This is a genomic window from Bradyrhizobium sp. RDM12 (genome assembly GCF_051917485.1).
Lineage (GTDB): Bacteria > Pseudomonadota > Alphaproteobacteria > Rhizobiales > Xanthobacteraceae > Bradyrhizobium.
In genome coordinates, this window is record NZ_CM133064.1 from 7,850,065 (window position 1) to 7,867,594 (window position 17,530).

12 protein-coding genes and 8 pseudogenes are annotated in these 17,530 nt (G+C 58.6%); 10 read left to right on the plus strand and 10 right to left on the minus strand.

All coding sequences use genetic code 11. From position 1 onward, the window contains the following. The first annotated feature begins 1,063 nt into the window (after positions 1–1,063). From ACTGJ9_RS38085 to ACTGJ9_RS38095, 3 genes and pseudogenes are all read left to right on the plus strand, one after another. Positions 1,064–1,801: pseudogene (locus ACTGJ9_RS38085) on the plus strand (outer membrane protein). Between the two features lie 350 nt (positions 1,802–2,151). Then, positions 2,152–2,397 (plus strand): annotated as a pseudogene (locus ACTGJ9_RS38090) (IS630 family transposase); the annotation flags it as partial. A gap of 275 nt (positions 2,398–2,672) precedes the next feature. Continuing rightward, a complete protein-coding gene (locus ACTGJ9_RS38095) occupies positions 2,673–3,182 on the plus strand; it encodes an IS630 family transposase (RefSeq protein ID WP_456678757.1) in 510 nt (169 codons plus the stop codon). 225 nt (positions 3,183–3,407) lie between these two features. Here ACTGJ9_RS38095 and ACTGJ9_RS38100 read toward each other — a convergent pair whose 3' ends face one another. The 3 genes and pseudogenes from ACTGJ9_RS38100 to ACTGJ9_RS38110 all read right to left on the minus strand — a co-directional run. Beyond that, the gene (locus tag ACTGJ9_RS38100) at positions 3,408–3,533 is read right to left on the minus strand and encodes a helix-turn-helix transcriptional regulator (RefSeq protein WP_456678758.1); all 126 of its coding nucleotides are present in this window, start codon (positions 3,531–3,533) and stop codon (positions 3,408–3,410) included. 181 nt (positions 3,534–3,714) lie between these two features. Further along, a pseudogene (locus ACTGJ9_RS38105) lies at positions 3,715–3,810 on the minus strand (autoinducer binding domain-containing protein); the annotation flags it as partial. Between the two features lie 364 nt (positions 3,811–4,174). Continuing rightward, positions 4,175–4,315: pseudogene (locus ACTGJ9_RS38110) on the minus strand (transposase domain-containing protein); the annotation flags it as partial. A gap of 123 nt (positions 4,316–4,438) precedes the next feature. On the opposite strand from ACTGJ9_RS38110, the gene ACTGJ9_RS38115 reads away from it, so the two are divergent. The 5 genes and pseudogenes from ACTGJ9_RS38115 (at position 4,439) to ACTGJ9_RS38135 (ending at position 8,104) form a co-directional block, all read left to right on the plus strand. After that, positions 4,439–5,680, plus strand: a complete 1,242-nt coding sequence (locus ACTGJ9_RS38115) for a tyrosine-type recombinase/integrase (RefSeq protein ID WP_456675204.1) — start codon at positions 4,439–4,441, stop codon at positions 5,678–5,680. Beyond that, positions 5,677–6,603 carry a tyrosine-type recombinase/integrase gene (locus tag ACTGJ9_RS38120; protein ID WP_456675205.1) on the plus strand — a complete coding sequence of 309 codons (927 nt, stop codon included), beginning with the start codon at positions 5,677–5,679 and terminating at the stop codon, positions 6,601–6,603. Before ACTGJ9_RS38115 ends, ACTGJ9_RS38120 begins: the two co-directional genes overlap by 4 nt. Next, entirely contained in the window at positions 6,600–7,601 is a 1,002-nt protein-coding gene (locus tag ACTGJ9_RS38125; RefSeq protein WP_456675206.1) for a tyrosine-type recombinase/integrase, read from the plus strand. The genes ACTGJ9_RS38120 and ACTGJ9_RS38125 overlap by 4 nt, the downstream gene beginning before the upstream one ends. Before the next feature lie 113 nt (positions 7,602–7,714). Next, a pseudogene (locus tag ACTGJ9_RS38130) lies at positions 7,715–7,858 on the plus strand (transposase domain-containing protein); the annotation flags it as partial. After that, positions 7,855–8,104 (plus strand): annotated as a pseudogene (locus ACTGJ9_RS38135) (hypothetical protein). The pseudogenes ACTGJ9_RS38130 and ACTGJ9_RS38135, both read left to right, overlap by 4 nt. A gap of 510 nt (positions 8,105–8,614) precedes the next feature. On the opposite strand, the pseudogene ACTGJ9_RS38140 reads toward ACTGJ9_RS38135, so the two are convergent. The 7 genes and pseudogenes from ACTGJ9_RS38140 to ACTGJ9_RS38170 form a co-directional block, all read right to left on the minus strand. Continuing rightward, positions 8,615–9,339, minus strand: a pseudogene (locus tag ACTGJ9_RS38140) (helix-turn-helix transcriptional regulator). An 815-nt stretch (positions 9,340–10,154) separates the two neighbouring features. After that, entirely contained in the window at positions 10,155–10,475 is a 321-nt protein-coding gene (locus ACTGJ9_RS38145) for a hypothetical protein (protein ID WP_456675207.1), read from the minus strand. A gap of 71 nt (positions 10,476–10,546) precedes the next feature. Beyond that, positions 10,547–10,702 carry a hypothetical protein gene (locus ACTGJ9_RS38150; protein WP_456675208.1) on the minus strand — a complete coding sequence of 52 codons (156 nt, stop codon included), beginning with the start codon at positions 10,700–10,702 and terminating at the stop codon, positions 10,547–10,549. An 8-nt stretch (positions 10,703–10,710) separates the two neighbouring features. Continuing rightward, positions 10,711–10,812, minus strand: a pseudogene (locus tag ACTGJ9_RS38155) (hypothetical protein); the annotation flags it as partial. 239 nt (positions 10,813–11,051) lie between these two features. Next, positions 11,052–11,561 carry a methyltransferase domain-containing protein gene (locus tag ACTGJ9_RS38160; RefSeq protein ID WP_456675209.1) on the minus strand — a complete coding sequence of 170 codons (510 nt, stop codon included), beginning with the start codon at positions 11,559–11,561 and terminating at the stop codon, positions 11,052–11,054. Further along, entirely contained in the window at positions 11,558–11,833 is a 276-nt protein-coding gene (locus ACTGJ9_RS38165) for a hypothetical protein (RefSeq protein ID WP_456675210.1), read from the minus strand. The genes ACTGJ9_RS38160 and ACTGJ9_RS38165 overlap by 4 nt, the downstream gene beginning before the upstream one ends. Before the next feature lie 884 nt (positions 11,834–12,717). Further along, positions 12,718–13,479 (minus strand): CmcI family methyltransferase, encoded by a 762-nt coding sequence (locus ACTGJ9_RS38170; protein ID WP_456675211.1) that lies wholly within the window; start codon positions 13,477–13,479, stop codon positions 12,718–12,720. A gap of 793 nt (positions 13,480–14,272) precedes the next feature. On the opposite strand from ACTGJ9_RS38170, the gene ACTGJ9_RS38175 reads away from it, so the two are divergent. Beyond that, positions 14,273–14,467, plus strand: coding sequence for a hypothetical protein (locus ACTGJ9_RS38175; protein ID WP_456675212.1), 195 nt, complete (start codon positions 14,273–14,275; stop codon positions 14,465–14,467). Between the two features lie 738 nt (positions 14,468–15,205). Then, on the plus strand, positions 15,206–16,669 hold the full coding sequence (locus ACTGJ9_RS38180) for an FAD-binding oxidoreductase (RefSeq protein WP_456675213.1): 1,464 nt from the start codon (positions 15,206–15,208) through the stop codon (positions 16,667–16,669). Positions 16,670–17,530 lie beyond the last annotated feature (861 nt).

A 17,530-nucleotide genomic window follows, 5' to 3' on the forward strand; every position in this document is an offset into this window, starting at 1 on the left:
CGGTGTAACGTGTGACTGATCGCCGATCTGACCCGAGATACTGAGGGACGAAGACTGCGAGTCGACCGTTCACGAATCATCGGATCGGCGGGCGGTGGATTCGCAACCGGCCCGGCCTGACAAAGTACTTCTGTGTGATCTTGGCATGTGCGGAAGCGATTGCCGGACCGAATTCCAATCAGCGCTGGTGGGAAGCGCGGAGGAGACATGTCTGAGACGCGGGCGAGCGGTTGAAACTGAGTGCAACGGCGAGCACGATTGCGGCAGCGTCGACAAGGAGCCCCTTTTCCCCCTCCTTCGGCATCTACAGCGTTTCGATGCCCGTCGCGTGTTCTGCACTGGACGAGAAGAGAGATCCAGAGCCCTCGCACGACTTCGAATTTCATCTCGCGACAGAATCAACGCCGCGTTGACCGTGACCAATGCTTCCTGGCCGAGTTCGATTCGTGAACTAGCCTACCTAAACTGGGAGGTTTCGAAGGTGAGGCTTCCCTCGTAGAACTCGATCCGCGATAGTCAGTACAGCGGATGCATCATGAAGCCTGACGAGCGCCTCGCCGAAGTCCTTGAGAGTAGCGCCTGTTTTGATGATGAGGCATGGGAGGTGTGGGCACAGTGCCTCTCACCCACTGAGCGGCTGGAGTATATTCGTAAGCATCGCTCTCACTTCCGATTCGCAGATTATGATGAAGTGATAGCTGTCGTACGGGGCCGGCGCTTCACCGGTTGCTCATCGCAGCTCCTACGATGGCGCCGCAAGATAAGAGCAAGGACGTTGCAAAGCGCTCTGCTCTTCTCGGTTGCGGTGTGGCTAGGTATCATCTGGCTTGCGGTGCGCTTAATCCGCTGAGATCAGCAGCCCGCTTTTCGTCAACACCTAAGCTACCTTTGTTAACACGCGACTGAGCATTGCGACGCGATTGGAGATGATCTGCAATGCCGCAACCTGACGCAGCGTTCGGTTCGAATTCTGTGGGCGCGAATGTTGCGATGCAGTACAGCAATTCGCGCGGACGTTGTTAGGGCGCACGAGGCTCGGGGCACTCAAGACATGAGAGTAGAAATGAAGAACTTGTTGCTTGCGACTGTGAGCATTGTGGCGCTTGGCGCCGCGGCGCCCGCATTCGGCGCGGATCTGGCTGCGCAGCCCGTCCTGCCTCTCTACACCAAGGCTCCGTAGCCTGTCGCAGCTGCAATTTACGACTGGAGCGGCTACTATATCGGTATGAACGGTGGCTTGGGCTCAAGCTCCAGTTGCTGGGACTTCAATGGCGGAACGCCTGAGGGCTGCCATGATGCGACCGGTGGCACCGTGGGCGGCCAGATTGGCTTTCGATGGCAGGTGGGCCAGATCGTGCTTGGTATTGAAGGCCAGGGGAACTGGGCTGATTTGACCGGCTCGAATGTCAGCGTCGCGTTTGCGGATCTCAGCCAGACCAAGGTCAATGCGTTCGGCCTGGTAGCGGGGCAGATCGGCTATACCTTCGACAACGTACTACTTTATGCCAAAGGCGGCGCCGCAGTCACGAGCAACACCTATCAGATCAGCTCGACCCTCACGGGCGCGCAGCTTGGAAACAGCGAGCACGTTCTTTGGGGCGGCACGTTGGACGCCGGGATCGAGTACGGCTTCGCACCGAACTGGTCGGTTGGCTTCGAGTACGATCACCTATTCATGCAGCCCGCCACGGTGAACTTCGCCGCGCCCGCTGGTGGGGCCGATCGCATCCTCCAGGATTTCGATCTTCTGACTGCACGGCTAAACTATAAGTTCGGCGGTCCGATTCTTCTCAAATATTGATCTGTCGTTCAACGGCGGATCGAAAGCCCCGGCCCATCGGCCGGGGTTTTTTGACCCGTTGGTCTGCTGTACAGGAGCCATACACGATCTTATGCATCCCAGTAGGCCGCGCTTTCTGCATCCAGCAAGACCGTTCTCCGGGGCTAGACGACCGATTCCGTGAAGTTGGCAGTGATGGAACGGGACGTTTGTTTGTGGATTCCTCGTTTAGGATTGACTGAACGAGGAGTTTCATCATGGCAGGATGGCGGCAAGCGGTCGAGCTGGCGATGACCGATGAGGAGATCGAAACGTTGACGGCTCTTTCGCGGTCGAGGACCGAACCGGCGCGCCGGGTGTCGCGGGCCGCGATGCTGCTTGCCTACCGCGAGACCCCGTCGTTCTTTGCGGTGGGACGAAGACTTGGCGCCCATCATCAGACGGTCCAGCGCTGCGTCGAGCGGGCGGCGGCCAATGGCGCGCTGGCGGCGCTCGACGAGCGCCCGCGACCGGGCAAGGAGCCGGTGATCACGCCGGCGGCCAAGGCCTGGCTGGTGTCTCTGGCGTGCGACAAGGCCAGGGAGCATGGCTATCCGCACGAGTTGTGGACGACGCGGCTGTTGGCCCGCCATGCCCGCGAGCACGGACCAGAGGCCGGACATCAATGTCTCGCCCGTCTGGTTCAGGGCACGGTGTGCAAGCTTCTCGGTCAGGAGGACATCAAGCCGCACAAGGTGCGCTACTATCTTGAAAACCGCGACGCCGAGTTCGAGCAGAAGATGGCGGAGGTTCTGTATGTCTATCGCGAGGTCCAGATCCTGAAAAAGCCGCCGCTCGGTCGAAGAAATCGGACAAACCGGTCGCGATCGTTTCCTGCGACGAGAAGCCGGGGATCCAGGCCATCGCGACGACAGCGCCGGATCTGCCGCCAGTACCCGGCGTGCATGCGACCTTTGCGCGCGATCATGAGTACAAACGTCACGGCACGCTCAGCCTGTTGGCGGGGATTGACCTGCTCACCGGGAAGGTCCACGCGGTCGTCAAAGACCGCCACCGCAGCCGAGAGTTCATAGAATTCCTCAAACTCCTCGATGCCGCCTATCCGGCCAGGACCGCGATCAAGTTGATCCTCGACAATCATTCCGCACACATCTCGAGAGAAACCAGAGCCTGGCTCGACACACGACCGGCTGGACGCTTCGAGCTTACCTTCACTCCCAAGCACGGCTCGTGGCTCAACCTCATCGAGGGATTCTTCTCCAAGTTCGCCCGTTCAGTCCTGCGCCACATCCGGGTTACATCAAAGCACGAACTCAAAGAGCGCATCATGGCCGGAATCGACGACGTCAATCGCCATCCCGTCATCCATACTTGGTCCTACAAACTCGCCGACGTCGCCTGATATGATTCGAACCAAGAAAACGCTGACCTAGTATGTCGTCGCAATCCCAGCCCCAAAGAGCTCCCATGCGCGAGGATGTCACAAACTGAGACGAAGCGGCCAGATGAGGCCGTATTCTGTGAAGCCGCTGTTCGACTAGGCGCCGTGGCGCTGAACGGGCCTTTCACTCTCGGTGCCCAGTCGAACTCACATTCACAGGTAATATGCGGCAGCGGGGCCAAGAGTTTAGATAACACCAAGGCGGATCGCTTTGACAACGCAGTGGGTGCGGCTGTTCGTCCCTAGCTTTCGCATCGCGTTCTTGAGATGAAAGTTGACGGTGTTCTCGCTGACTTTCAGGATGACTCCGATTTCCCAAGATCATTTTCCCTCTTCGACCCACCGGAGGCAGTCCTTTTCTCGCTCGGCAAGGGCATCTTGCATACCGGATCTGCCGTTCCCTAAAGGCGCGATCTCTGCAAACGCATGATGACTGCCAGGTCAGTGCGTTGAGATGACTGAGACGATACTCAGGGTCGGCATCGTCAGATCTGGACGCAAACGATACGACAGACAGTCGTCCAAATGGTCCAAACAGAGGTACGCTTACGCCATGCTGCAGGCCGGCCTCTCTGGCCTCGTTCAACACACGTCTTTCGCCTGGTTGCAATTGATATTAGTCGGCGAGTTGATCCCATAGAACGGCCGATAGCATCGTCGTCCTCCGAACAACCGAATCGATGGCATTGTACCTCTGTTCAGAATAGCGCTGGCACCAATCGGGAAGGAAAGTTCACTGTCACCGCGGCTTGGAGGTACTCCGGGCAGGCGAGTCGGCCTTGCGTCGGTCAGTGCCTTGTAAGCGGCTTGACGGAATCCCTCTTCGCTCGAACAGCTCACAAGGATCTGGCTCGGATCGGATACTTGCTTACCGGAGGGAAACCTGTGCATCGCTTCTCCGGAGCGGACGGACCTGAACCGATCCAGCAGACGTTGTACCGTAAGCGTCGTTCTCAGGCCACGGCTTTGGTGTCGTGACGGCAATAGGCCCACGGAAGCAGCTGATCGATGTCGCTGTTTGGATGGCCGTTGACGATCCTGGTGAAGGCATCGGTCAGATAGGCGAGCGGATCGACGTCGTTCAGCTTACAGGTTTATGCCGCCCGCCGAACTATGCCGAGTCGGGTCGTTTTCCCCAGATTTCTAGCTGACCGGCGTTTGGTCGGTTCGGCATAGTTCGTTCTGTGCCTCCGCTGTCAACAGCGGAGAACAGGAAGATGGAAGTTGAAGAGTACTTGGGCAGAAGCCGGCTGTATCGGCGTCTCAGAAGCGGGCCGCACGGACGGCTCGTCGAGTGCTACGCCGTTCGTCTCGTCGAAGAGAGGCTCGTTCGGCACGGCGCGTGGCGTTGCCTCAACGTAGTTGGCGGGCTCCTGAGTTGGATCGCGGGCCGTCGCTATAAGCTGATTGATCTCGATGAGCAGGTCGTTGAGCGGTACCTCCGATATCGAGGCGGGAGGCAGTCTATCCAACCCGGTGACCGGGCAGCGCTCAAGCGATGGTTGTCGGTGCTGCGCGAGGAAGGCGCGATCGCGCCGTTGGTGCTACCGCCTCTCACCCCGCACGAACGGATCTTCAAGGAGTTCGATGCCTACCTGCGATCAGAGCGCGGCTTGGCCCCGAGGTCCATCGTACGCCATCTCCCGGTCATCCGCAGGTTTTTGCACGAGGTGAGCTCCGGCGGCGCCGCCGTCCTGTGCAAGATCAACCAAGAGGACGTGATCCGCTACATTGAGCGCCACGCCCAGGATTGGAGCCCGGGAACAGGCAAGGCGATGCGCTGGTCGTTGCGCGCCTTTCTCCGTTACCTCCACCATCGGGGGCTGAACGCGCGCCCATTGGCGGATTGCGTTCCATCGATGCGGCGATGGAAGCTCGCAACTCTGCCGACCTATCTGCCTGCCGCACAGGTGCGGAAGGGTCTCGACGGTTGCGACCGAAAGACGGTGATGGGACGGCGCGACTATGCCATTCTGTTGTTGCTGGCCAAGCTCGGCCTGCGGGCCGACGAGGTCGCGACGCTCACGCTCGATGATATCGACTGGCGCGCCAGCGAGATACTCGTTCGCGCCAAGGGCCGACAGCGTGCACGGATGCCGATACCGCCAGACGTTGGCGCGGCCATCGTTGCATATCTGCGCAGTGGCCGCCCAAAGTCGTCGTGCCGACGGTTGTTCGTCCGCACACTCGCGCCGCACATCGGGTTTGCTTCCGGATGTGCGATCACCATGATCGCCAAGGCCGCCCTCGATCGCGTTGGAATCGAAGGTTGCGCACACCGCGGCGCCCATATCTTCCGACACAGTCTCGCTACCGAGCTTCTCCGATCTGGCGCGACCTTGTCGGAGATCGGACAGTTGCTGCGGCACGAGAACCACGACACTACCCGGATTTACGCGAAGGTCGATATCGATGCGTTGAGAACATTGAGCCTGCCCTGGCCGGGAGGCGTGCAATGACCAATCTGCGCGCCGCACTCGATAAGTACCTGAGCATGCGCAAGGGGTTTGGATACAAGTACGAGCACCAGACCCGTCGGCTCGCCGACTTCGTCGCCTTCATGGAGAAGCGCAAAGCCAGGATCATCACGACGAAGCTGGCAATGGAATGGGCAACGCTGCCGCCCGATCGTCATGCATCCTGGGCGCTGCGATTGAGCGACGTGCGCGGGTTCGCGCGCCATGTCGCCAACTTCGATCTGAGAACGGAGGTACCGCCCGTCGGCATGCTGCCCGGATGGAAGCGCGCCAAGCCCTATGTCTACAGCGACGCGGAGATCGATGCGTTGCTGACGGCAGCGCTGGCTCTGCCGCCAGCGGGCGGGCTGCGCCGATGGACCTACCATACCCTGTTCGGGCTGATCGCGGTGACGGGCATGCGTATATCCGAGGCGATGGGCCTGGAGCGTGATGACGTCGACCTCGACGCCGGCGTGCTGACGGTCCGGCTGACCAAGTTCGGCAAGTCGCGGCTCGTGCCATTGCATCCGACGACGAGAACCGCGTTGCGCGACTACGCCCACCGGCGCGACGCGATGCTCGGATCACGCCGCGGCTCGACCTTCTTCGTTGCCGAACAGGGAGGCCGCTTGCTGCACCAGTACGTTCATCGCGTCTTCTGGCGATTGTCCCGAGAGATCGGGCTGCGGCGCCCAGGTGATCGCACCGGGCCACGCGTGCACGACTTCCGTCATCGCTTCGCCATCCGGACGCTGCTCGACTGGTATCGCGAAGGCAAGGACGTCGAGCAGCAACTCCCAGTGCTCTCCACCTACCTCGGCCACGCCTGCGTCCGTGATACCTACTGGTATCTCTCGGCCTGCCCCGAGTTGATGGAAGAAGCGGCGCGGCGTCTCGATCGGCGGTGGGAGGTGACGCCATGAAGCCCGCCTGCAATGTCGCCACGTTGATCGAGCGCTTCTTCACCGAGCGCCTCATGCGCCAGCGCAACGTTAGCGGCAACACGATCGCCTCCTACAGGGACACGTTCCGGCTGCTGTTCATGTTCGCACAGGTGCAGCTGCGGAAGCCCCCATCGGCCCTGACGCTCACCGATTTGGACGCAACGTTCATCGGCGCGTTCCTAACCGATCTCGAGGTAAAGCGCGGCGCGAGCGCGAAGACGCGTAACCTGCGTCTGACCGCTATCCGATCCTTCTTCAGGTTCGTGTCCTTCGAGGAGCCGGCACACAGTGCGCTGATCCTGCGCGTGCTCGCCATACCGAGCAAGCGCCACGATAAGCGACAGGTGCACTTCCTGACGCGCCCCGAGATCGAGGCGGTTCTCGCCGCGCCCGATCGAACGACGTGGCTTGGCCGCCGCGATCACACCTTGCTGCTGGTCGCGGCCCAGACGGGCTTACGCCTCTCCGAGCTGACTGGCCTTGACCGGGATGCCGTCCACCTTGGGTCTGGCGCACACGTACGATGCGTCGGTAAAGGGCGGAAGGAGCGGACCACTCCGCTGACCACACTTGCTCGGCGTGCACTCCAGGCATGGCTCAAGGAACCGTTACGGAAAGGAGCAACAGCGTTGTTCCCCAACGTGCACGGGGGCCGGCTCAGTGCCGACAGCGTCCAGTCGCTCCTGGGAAAGCATGTTCGCGTCGCTCACAAGAGTTGCTCGTCTTTGAAGGCCAAGAGCGTGTCACCGCACGTGCTGAGGCACAGCGCTGCGATGGAACTGCTGCAGGCCGGCGTCGACTGCTCCGTGATCGCGCTGTGGCTCGGTCATGAATCGGTCGAGACGACGCAGACGTACCTGCACGCCCACCTCGCCCTCAAAGAAGCTGCCCTGGCGAGGCTCAAGCCGTACGAGCGCGGCAAGCGAACCCGCTTCCAGCCGAACGACCGCCTGCTCGCCTTCCTAGAGGCACTCTGAACGACCAGACTATGCCGAATGGAATGGGGCTGCCGTGCACGCCATCGACGGTGCCAGCGTGACAACGGCGTGCCATACCAAACCCGTTCGGCATAGTTCGGCGGGCGGCATAAACCGCCAAGATGAACGGCATCGACCCGCAGGCGTGGCTCACCGATATCCTCGCCCGCATCGCGGCCCATCCGGCTCACCGGCTGGACGAACTTCTGCCCTGGAATTGGACGCCGGCATCAGCGATCTCCGCTCGAGCGGCATGACCACTCACGTCAACAAGGTCCACCACGTCACCACCATCACCAAGGTCGCCAAAGACCTCGGCGAAGACGACGATTGGCTACGAGACGTAGCCAACGAAATGGAGATCGAGGATGGCGCCATTTGGGTCTTTGGCGTTGGAAGACGGCGTTCAAGCGTTCACCGACTTCGGCATCGAGCGCCTCATCGAGCTCATCCAAATCTATAAAGAAAACCCGGGATTGCTTAAGCGCTGGCCGTTAGAATAATCCCATCAGGTTGCGGCCTACGCCGGATGGGTACCTTCAGAACAGCGGAGCGGTGCGATCAGATTCCGGTTCGATTGGGCAGCGCAATTACTGGCAGAGATGAACATTGGCACCGGCATCGGGCTAGTTGCAATGCGCGCGACGCATCAGCTTGCAGAACACCTGGCCGAGATTCGCATTCTCACACTAGTTACCCGAGGGGACATCTCAGCTGACAGCACGCGATCAGGAATTGCGGCTGATGATTAGGGTCCATGCCCAGCACCTCGCACTGACATAGTTCGTGCGAAGCTCTCCCGCTTCCGCCAGCAACAGCACCCAGAAGAGTGCGTCAGGCTGTCGCTCCTGGACGAGAGAATCGGGACGACGGACTTGCCAGCCTTTGCCATGGGAATTACCACGTTGACACATGAAGATGTCGGAGTGAACGCGCCGCGCGCAGCCATCTTCGGGCTGACATCGCTCTCCTCGCTGTGTCGGCGCAGCTTAACATTGCCAGGAGACGAGAATTCAAATGAAACGAAGGCGAATCGCCTTGACGACGCAGTGCGTACGGCTGTTCGTCCCTAGCTTTCGCATTGCGTTCTTCAGGTGAAAGTTAACGGTGTTCTCGCTCACTTTCAGGATGACTCCGATTTCCCAAGATGATTTTCCCTGTTCGACCCACCGCAGGCACTCCTTTTCTCGTTCGGATAGGGCCGTTTGCACATGGCACCTGCCCTCCGATGAAGGAGCGATCTCTGCAAACGCATGATGAAACTGCCATGCCAGTGCGTTGAGACGACTTAGGCGATACTCAGGGTCGGCATCGTCGATCTGGATGCAAACGATACGACAGATAGGCGTCCAAATGGTCCAAACAGTGGTACGGTCACGCCATGCTTCAGGCCGGCCTCTCTGGCCTCGTTCAACACACGCGTTTCGCCGGATTGCAATTGGTATTGATCTGCGAGTTGATCCCATAGAAACGGCGCCGATAGCATCGTCGTCCGCCGAACCACGGGATCAATCGCATAGTATCGGCGCTCAGAATAGCGCTCGCACCAATCGGACGGAAAGTTCACTGTCACGGCGGCTGAGAGATACTCTGGTAGGCGATTCGGCTCCGCGTCCGTCAGTGCCCCGTAAGCGACTTGGCTGAAGCCCTGTTCGCTCGAACAACCCACAAGCAGATCGAACAACGCTTTAAGAGATCGCGTTTGTTTTGCACATTCGATAAAGCTAAATATGTCCATTTGGCGCCTCGCGCCGCCGCCTTAGACCGTGGTTTGGCTGAGCCTATCCCGGAGGACTTCCTGCTCAACCTCCTCTTGCTTGCGAATTTCTCGACCGAACGTGACAGGCATACTCTCGTAAAAGCGCTGCGAAACGACTTGCCACAGATCGGATACAGTGAAGGTGCGAAACTATTACATGCGATTCTTCCGGAGCGGACGGCCCGAAGCGATCCAGCAAATGTCATACCACCTGAGGCGTTCGGAAGAATGTTCCAAAGGACCAGCACTTGAGAAACCGGAGGCCAAGGCCACCGCAACGATCACTGTTGCAATTGCGACATTCGTCGCAACTGCGACGACCTTATCGGGCGAGGATTCTTTCTGCATCAGCAACTGCGCGACGTAACATATTTCACTTTGACCAGCCCCTTTCGCCTCTCCCTGCGACATCGCTGCTCGAAGGTTGCAGGGCACGGGCCGAGCCCGCCCCGATCGGCGATCAGCAACAGGATTTAGCCTGCGTGCTCTTCTCGAAGTGTTGGCGGAGAGGCAGCGCGATCCCCAGCGCGCAGGCGTCGCAATCGGACTTGCGGCTGACATACCGGATCTCGGTTTCGATGACTGTTGCTGTTGCGCCCCTCCGTCGGGCGAAGCCGCCCGCAAGGCACCGATGGACGTCCGCCACTGCCTCGTAGCCAATCGCTTCATGGTTGATGCGACCTTGTGCTTCAGGGCGCGCGGTTCGCCTGGGCTGCCGAACATAGGCCACGAACCCGCCCCCTCGCAGGACTTGAGCGTGTTGCCGTTATACTGAGCGGTATCGGCGAGGGCCATCAGTGGCCGGTATCGTTGCCGTCGTTGACGACCTCGCTCGCCGCGATCGGCTTGTGCTCGTCATCGACGGCGACCTGAGAACTTTGTAGCCCGCCACCACCTGGCGGGTCTTCGAGGACAATCGGGCATCGGCGTGGGTCGCGACAATTGCGTCTGACCGCTCTCCTCCAGTTGCGCCAGATCCGGCCTATAAGCTTGCGCTTGGCCACCGCCAGCTTTTGCGCGATATCCCCGCACCGTCGCCCCCCGCTATCCTGCCCCGCGGCCGCACGTTCTGCCTCGACGCCATCGTTGGCCTCGAGCGCGGCACCAGCTTTCAATCTCCTGCTCGATCTCTGGCACTCGCTTGGCGAACCTGCGCTGCTTCTTAATGCTCACCTTCCTAGCGTTGCTACCAAAACGCGCCGTCGATCGCCGCAACCTCTGTGCTCACCAGATCGAGTTCGCGCAGCAGCGGCATAACTCCCAGGTTCACCGCGTTCAGCGTGTTCCGGTTCTCCTGGCGGATGTTGGCAATGGTGCGATACCCAGGCGTCAAGTGCTTCATCGGCCAGATCAGTTCCAGATTGCGACCGGCCTCACGCTCAGGCTGCGCGACGACCGGATCCGGTTGAGGTAGCCGTAAAGATCAAGCTTTAGCAGGTCGGCCGGATCGTAAGGCGGCTGGCCAGCATCGCCGCCCGCCCGAACCGACCGACATGAGGGAACCCAAGCTTCCCAAGATCAAGCGCTGCAACGAAAGCTTCGATCACTCGGAAAGGATTGTCGGCAGCCACACAATTTTCCAAGCGCGGCGGCAGAACTCTTGCTGATCCCTGGTGATGCCGGCCTTAAGGTGCAATTCGTAGATGCCGGATCGTACCTCGTTTCGCCGAAGCATTCTTGCCGAGCCTGAGTCACACACATTGAGCATGCCATGCGGTAGAGCGAAACCGCACACTGGCCGGCTGCCACCTTCGGAAAGTATCCGCGATCATTTCTAACATGGAACTCCAAACCTCGGGAGAAACCTGACTCGGAATATCATGCCTTCCAGACCAGTAGTTGAGATAGCGCTCCTCACTCATGGATATCCCCTCACTCGCAGTGAGAGAAATGCAGTTACCAAAGTCAGGATATTGGTTGAGGAGTGCCTCGTAAGTCCCCATTTGGCCGATGAGTAGAGTACGCGCCCGTCGCACAGCGGGCGCCATGTCGCGAATCCGATTTTCGATTTCCAGTTGAAAGGGATCCGTCTCGAGATCTGCAAGGACGTGTACTATCGTGAAGAACCCGCGAGGTCGCAATATTCGTATGCTTTCGAAAAGCGCTTCGCTTGCGTTCGTCAGATGGAACGACATGCTGTAGCAAACCCAATCTACGGAATTGTCAGCAAGGCCCGTGCGTTCGCCGGGCGCATTAATCAAGATACGGCTGCATTACTGGCGCCGAGCCTTTGCCCGACCGCAACCATCTGGCTGTCTGGTTCGACTGCATAGCCTGAGAGTCCCATCTCAGCCAGGGAATAGGCGATCGCGCCGGTACCCGCGCCGATATCCCCGAAGACCGGGCATTCGGTTTCATGCTTTACCTCATCAACAAGCAACCGAAGCAGCCGTTGTGAAAAGGGCGGGAACGCGGGATAGAACTCTGCTACTTCCGAAAAGCTTCCAAAGGACGGCTTTTTAGGAATTTTCATTCTCTTCTCCATCAGGTTAATGATTTAGGTGCATTCGCCGCCAACTCGCTTGTTTGAATTGACGCATGAACGTCACGCCTTCTCTGGGGATCGCGACTAGTTACTATTTCTCCTAGCCTTTTCAGACACCGACCTCGGTCGCCTCAGGCGAAACTGCCTCGCGGGGCAACTCGGTTGACTTGCGGAAGCTTCGCATGAAATGCGATCTGACGCTGGCATGACATGTCGCTTTCCTTCATCTTGTTCGATCCATCGCGGCCTTGGTCGCATACCCGTGTTGGCAATGTCCCATCGCGTCGGAAGAGGTTCAAAACTCGTGCCAAGTCGGCTCATCGGAATCGGACAAAAATCTGCGTAATTTTTTTTTCAGCTATTTGCTTTGTGAGGAGGGGGCGAGCCGGCCAAACAAGCTTGCGTCGCCGACCCCGCACAGCCAACAGAGTGTGTCGGCATTCAGTCAATACCGTTCATTGCCGGGATCAACCCCTGAGTCGATCGGCCCTGTCCCCTGAGCACGAAGGAGCGATGACCACAGCACCAGGCACACGACAATGTGGGGCATGCGAATAAGACGATGGCGCCGTTTCCGTGAGCAGGAAAGTCGGCGGCGCGCTTCTGCGACTGGAAATAACTTCACTGACCGCGTAATCATCGAGACGCTGATCGGGAGCCGTTATGTAGGCGAGTTCTCGGCAGCTGACCTCGCCTCCCGCGTCTTCTCCAAATCGGAACGGGCGATGAACGCAACATTCAACTCGCGCAACAGACTGGCGGCACTAACTCTGCAGCCGCGCGCGAGCTGGAACACCGGGCCTCTAGGCCAGCCACATCGGATCACCCAGTGAAGATGCCGATCTTCCAAGTTAGCGAGCTCCCGACCAAGGTTACGATTTTCGAAGCCATGCATTTGGAGCACAAGTAAGATTGCTCCCAAACGCGTCAGTGTAGTAAGTGTCGACTAAAAATCCTGATTGCTCGACCAACTGCAAGCCTTCAATAATGCCTTGATCTCCCCGCATAGGACCATCTTCGAACACATAGTAGTCTCCTGAGACCATAAAACGGTTTAAGCAGGAAAATATCGAGAATATTTGCTGATGTGCGTCATCTATGACAAGCCAAGGATGAGGTAGCTCCATCAGCAGATTCTCATCGAACGGAGCAAGCTTCGAAAGGTCAACCTTATGAAAGGTAAGAAGTGGATGCTTTGCGTTTTCATGGATGCACTTCGTGTGCAGATCGAAAGAGTGCACTTCACCTGGACGCTCACAAAGGACGGACATATGATCGGCAAACCACAGCCCGCTGCCACCTTGAAGAGAACCTAATTCTAAAATAGTTTTCGGCTGAAGTTCCCAGACGAGTCTAGTATACAGAGCCAGATCAAAGGGGGTCTTGAGACACATCAACCCTTTGTACGTCAGCGCCAAGGCTCCAATAACTGTGGAGCGGTTCGGAAAAATTTTTGAATTGAGGGATGACTTCCACCCTCGGGCCGATGGCTTTGCAAAGCGGTCGGAATAATCGGCATTCACAACACTGCTTATTGCGATTTGCATATCAAGGGGGCCCCACGGCCTTAGTTGATCGGGATAGTTTTTGTTGGCGGTTTCCCAAAACGCCTTGTATCCGGAATCGAGTTTCATGGGCTGTCTCCATACTGCGCGATTTGTTCTCTTGCGGCTTGATCGGCCCCAAAGAAGCTAAACGGGCTATCCGGCTTTTGCAGCTACCAAATGAAGTGGGCTGAACGTCCTACGCGTGCCATTCTGGACGCCATTGTCAGCAGCCGCGAGTCTTGAGCCTGGCGCTATCGTGGACACCCGGTTAAGCTGATCCCAGGTTACGCTCGAACTCAATCGCGCTGAAACAGCCAATTTCTATTGCGTGGCCAATCCTTCGGATTTGAGCTAGGAGAAAAAGCTCTCGGTGTCTCCCTCCGGTGACGGCCGCCTTGTCGGGTAAGCCGATTGCTATGTAACAGCCACTCATGGAGGGCAAGAACTGAGGTGCTCTGGTTGAGCGGGTAGAGGTTGTCGAGGCTGGCCGGCGCCGTCGGCTGGACCACGATTAGAAGCTCAAGATCGTTCTGGAAAGTTTGCGCACTTCGCGCGCTGTCTCATCGACGCGCGGCGGTATGGAATCATCGCGCTCCGTCCTATTGACGTGGCGTGATCGTTTCGGGCCCGGACGAGTGATAATGAGCAGCATCAGCCTGCCTTTGCGCCGGCCCTGGTGATGCCGGACGCAGCTCCAGTGCCATCGACCGTCTCCGCGATTGCAAGCGGTCGCACGGAGATTGTCGTCGGCAAGGCTGATCGTGAACGCCGGTGTCGATCGAACCGCGTTGTCTCCGAGTGATGGACCTTCTGGAGCAGCGATGATTCAATCGCAGCAGGCGCAGCCGCGAAAATCTGGATCGCGACCGGGCACTCTGACATGCGCAAAGGCATGCAGGACCCTGACGTTGCTGTGCAGGAAGCCGTCGGGCGAGATCGTTTTGCCGGCGACGTGTCTGTTCCGTGCTCGAGCGACTTCGCCATCACTGCCAGCGTCCGCTGGCCGGTGAACGACGCCACGGTAGTGGTGTTCGTGATCTTGGCGGCACTCATTTCAGTCGCCAGTCGTCCTTGATCCAACGGATCCAGTCGCTTGGCGTAAAGCGACAGTCCAACCCCGTCGTGCCAATGCGCTTTGATTGGCACGCCGGCCGCTTCAACTGGCTATGCATGGCGTGGTGTCGCGGGCCGCAGCTCAGCCGAATTATTTGCTGGAGGCGATCGACTGGGTACCATCAACACAACTGGGGCCCGAAAATACGTTGAGCTTGCAAGAATCCAGGGCCAAATCGCAGCTTTTTGTGATTCCTTGAGGGGCATTGGGCCGAAGTATGTCGCGATCGCGTTTTTGCGAAATTCTATCGCGATGCGCTCGGAGCTGAAATGTAGCGGGACTCTCTTGGCTTAGGTGGACGACAGATCGTGTTGCAGTGATGGAGTCCCAATTGGCAGCGCGATCGACTCAGACCGCAGCCACCAACAAGCAACTGCGCTTAAGGCGAAGCGCATCCTGGTGACGGAACGTAGAGGTGCCCTCAAGCAAGTTCGAGCTCCGTTCGCCACGCTCGGCATCATCTTGCCGCCGCCATGCCGATTCATGACTTTGATGTCACAATGCTGACAGGAGCTGAGCCCGCGCCATTCCATAATATCAATTTGCGTTGATTTTCTCGTCGACGAAAGCGCGGACCCGAGTGGCCCGCGAATTGCTACTCGAGAAACAATCCTTCCGTAAGAACTCCGGTGTTTTTTCTGGAATGGCAACCGAAGGACGGCAAATTGGCAGTAACGAGTGCACTGACGGACTTCGTGCGTGAACACGGAAGCGGCGAGCATCAATAGCGTTGCCGCGCATTGCATCAATGCCGGTGTTGGAGGAAACATGACCAGCGGGTTCATCGATCAACTTTGCGAACAACTCGGCAACGAATCGGTGCTCAGCGGTTGCCAGATCGATTCTCGCTATTATCGGGATTTGGAGGGTAATCTGGTTGCCCAGCCGCGAGCGGTTGTCCGTCCTAGGACCACGGAAGAGGTCTCGGCCCTGCTTCGGCTCTGTCACCGCCAAAAAGTGCCAGTAACGACGCAGGGCGGCATGACCGGGATGGTGCGCGGCGCACTGCCGAATGCGAATGAAGTCGTTCTATCGATGGAGCTCATGAACGAGGTTGAGGAGGTGGACATCTTGTCGGGCGTGGCCATTGCGCAGGCCGGCGCGACGCTGCAGAAGGTCCAGGAACGGCTCGACCGAGCAGGGTACATGTTCCCACTCGACCTCAGCGCGCGCGGTAGCTGCACTATTGGCGGCAACATCTCGACCAATGCTGGGGGAAATCGCGTGATTCGGTATGGCATGACGCGTGACTTGATCCTCGGACTCGAAGTCGTTACTGCCGATGGAACAGTGCTGCAGGGTTTGCGCAAATACATTAAGAATAACACCGGAATCGACCTTAAGCAGCTTTTCATCGGGAGCGAGGGGATTCTCGGAGTAGTGACGAGAGCCGCCTTGCGTATCTATCCCGCCCCGAAGGAGCGCCAAGTGGCGCTTTGCGCCCTTCCCTCTTTTGCACAAGTCATCTCTATCCTACAGATGGCGCGAAAACATCTTCGAGGAGAACTGACCGCATTTGAAGTGATGTGGAACGAGTACTATCGCCTCACCGTCGAGCGTGTGAAGGGAGTGACCGGACCGCTGCCGAGCCATCATCCCTTCTATGTGCTGATTGAAGCCTCCGGCGACGACGCGGAACATATTCACGCTTATCTCGTAACGCTACTCGAGACGGCCATGCGCGAGAACATAATCCTTGACGCAACGCTGTCGACCTCAATCGCATCCGCAGCGGCGATATGGCGTGTCCGTGATTCCAGCATGGAACTTGTTCGCTCGTTTCCCCATGCGGCACGTATTTCCCTTGACATCAGTCTCGCCGTGGATCGAATGGATGAATATGTGAAGGCAATCGGCGCGCGCATTGTGGCGATCGACCCCGGCGCATTCACGATCGTCTACGGTCACGCTGGCGATGGTAATTTGCATGTCAGCCTGCATCACGAGCACACGCCTGACAGGCGGGAGGATTTGAAGAAGCTTGCTTACGAGATCACGAGTGAATTCGGCGGCTCGATCTCAGCGGAACACGGCATCGGCATCGTCAATCGAAGGTATCTGAAGATGACGAGGACACGACAGGAAATCGAAACCATGCGTAAACTCAAGCGCGTGCTCGATCCAAACAACATCCTGAACCCTGGGCGGATTTTCAGTATGTGAGAGGGCGCGCGGGGATCCGGGATCCGGCGGCGTTCCAGGACCGCGTCACGCGACCTCAAATTGGATCGAGGCCCAATGATCACCCCGAGGCGACATACGGACCTTCGGAGCCTCAAGAGGTTGTCCCAGGTCAGCTGCCTCTGCTGATTGCCGCTTGGGAGTTTACAACCATGGGGGCTGTGCCAATTGTGTTGGTGCGCCAGAGGGCAGCTCTTCTGCACCGATCTGATCTAGAATAGGCTTGGGCGTAAGCCCATTCCCAAAGCGCGATCTAGATGAGGCGCTCGGCCTTGCCCTTTGTCTTGGGCGTGTAGGCTTGGTCGGGATGGGTTAATGCCGACCTCCGGTAAGCGCCGCGGAAGGCGTGAGCCTTCTAGCAACTCCCATTGTTGGTCATGGCGCGGATGACGGTAACGCCGAGGCTCTTGTAATAGGCCATCGCTGTCTCATAAAAGGGGAACTGCGCCGTTCGCGGTCTCGCCGGGCTTGCTCTTAGAACGCGACGCGGGAAGTGATCGTCGATGCCAGACGTGGACGAGCTCCCAACCGGCGCCACGGCTCTGGCCGGTCCGATCGCCGGCGAAAGACCGCCGCTAGCTTGCGCTCGAATGGAGTAAACGGAAGCAAAAGTGTCCAGCAAGCGCCGATTGCGGCTGTCTTAGAAACGAAGCCAAGTCGTCCTCGCCGTGATCCGCTCGATCAGGCGAGCCCTCAGCTGCAGGAGTGGTTCAAGGCCGAGCCGAGACGAACGAGCGGCAGCTCTGATAAGACCGCAAGTGAAATATCCGGGCGCGTATTCGGATAAGCTGCTGCGCTTGGCGCCAGCGAGCAGGCAAGCGCGCTCCTGTCTGGATCGTCAGA

Bases quoted from the DNA above. Each gene is read 5' to 3' on its own strand.
- ACTGJ9_RS38115 (WP_456675204.1), top strand. From the start codon at position 4,439: ATGGAAGTTGAAGAGTACTTGGGCAGAAGCCGGCTGTATCGGCGTCTC.
- ACTGJ9_RS38120 (WP_456675205.1), top strand. From the start codon at position 5,677: ATGACCAATCTGCGCGCCGCACTCGATAAGTACCTGAGCATGCGCAAG.
- ACTGJ9_RS38125 (WP_456675206.1), top strand. From the start codon at position 6,600: ATGAAGCCCGCCTGCAATGTCGCCACGTTGATCGAGCGCTTCTTCACC.
- ACTGJ9_RS38150 (WP_456675208.1), bottom strand. From the start codon at position 10,702: ATGAAGCACTTGACGCCTGGGTATCGCACCATTGCCAACATCCGCCAG.
- ACTGJ9_RS38165 (WP_456675210.1), bottom strand. From the start codon at position 11,833: ATGAAAATTCCTAAAAAGCCGTCCTTTGGAAGCTTTTCGGAAGTAGCA.
- ACTGJ9_RS38170 (WP_456675211.1), bottom strand. From the start codon at position 13,479: ATGAAACTCGATTCCGGATACAAGGCGTTTTGGGAAACCGCCAACAAA.
- ACTGJ9_RS38175 (WP_456675212.1), top strand. From the start codon at position 14,273: ATGCGCAAAGGCATGCAGGACCCTGACGTTGCTGTGCAGGAAGCCGTC.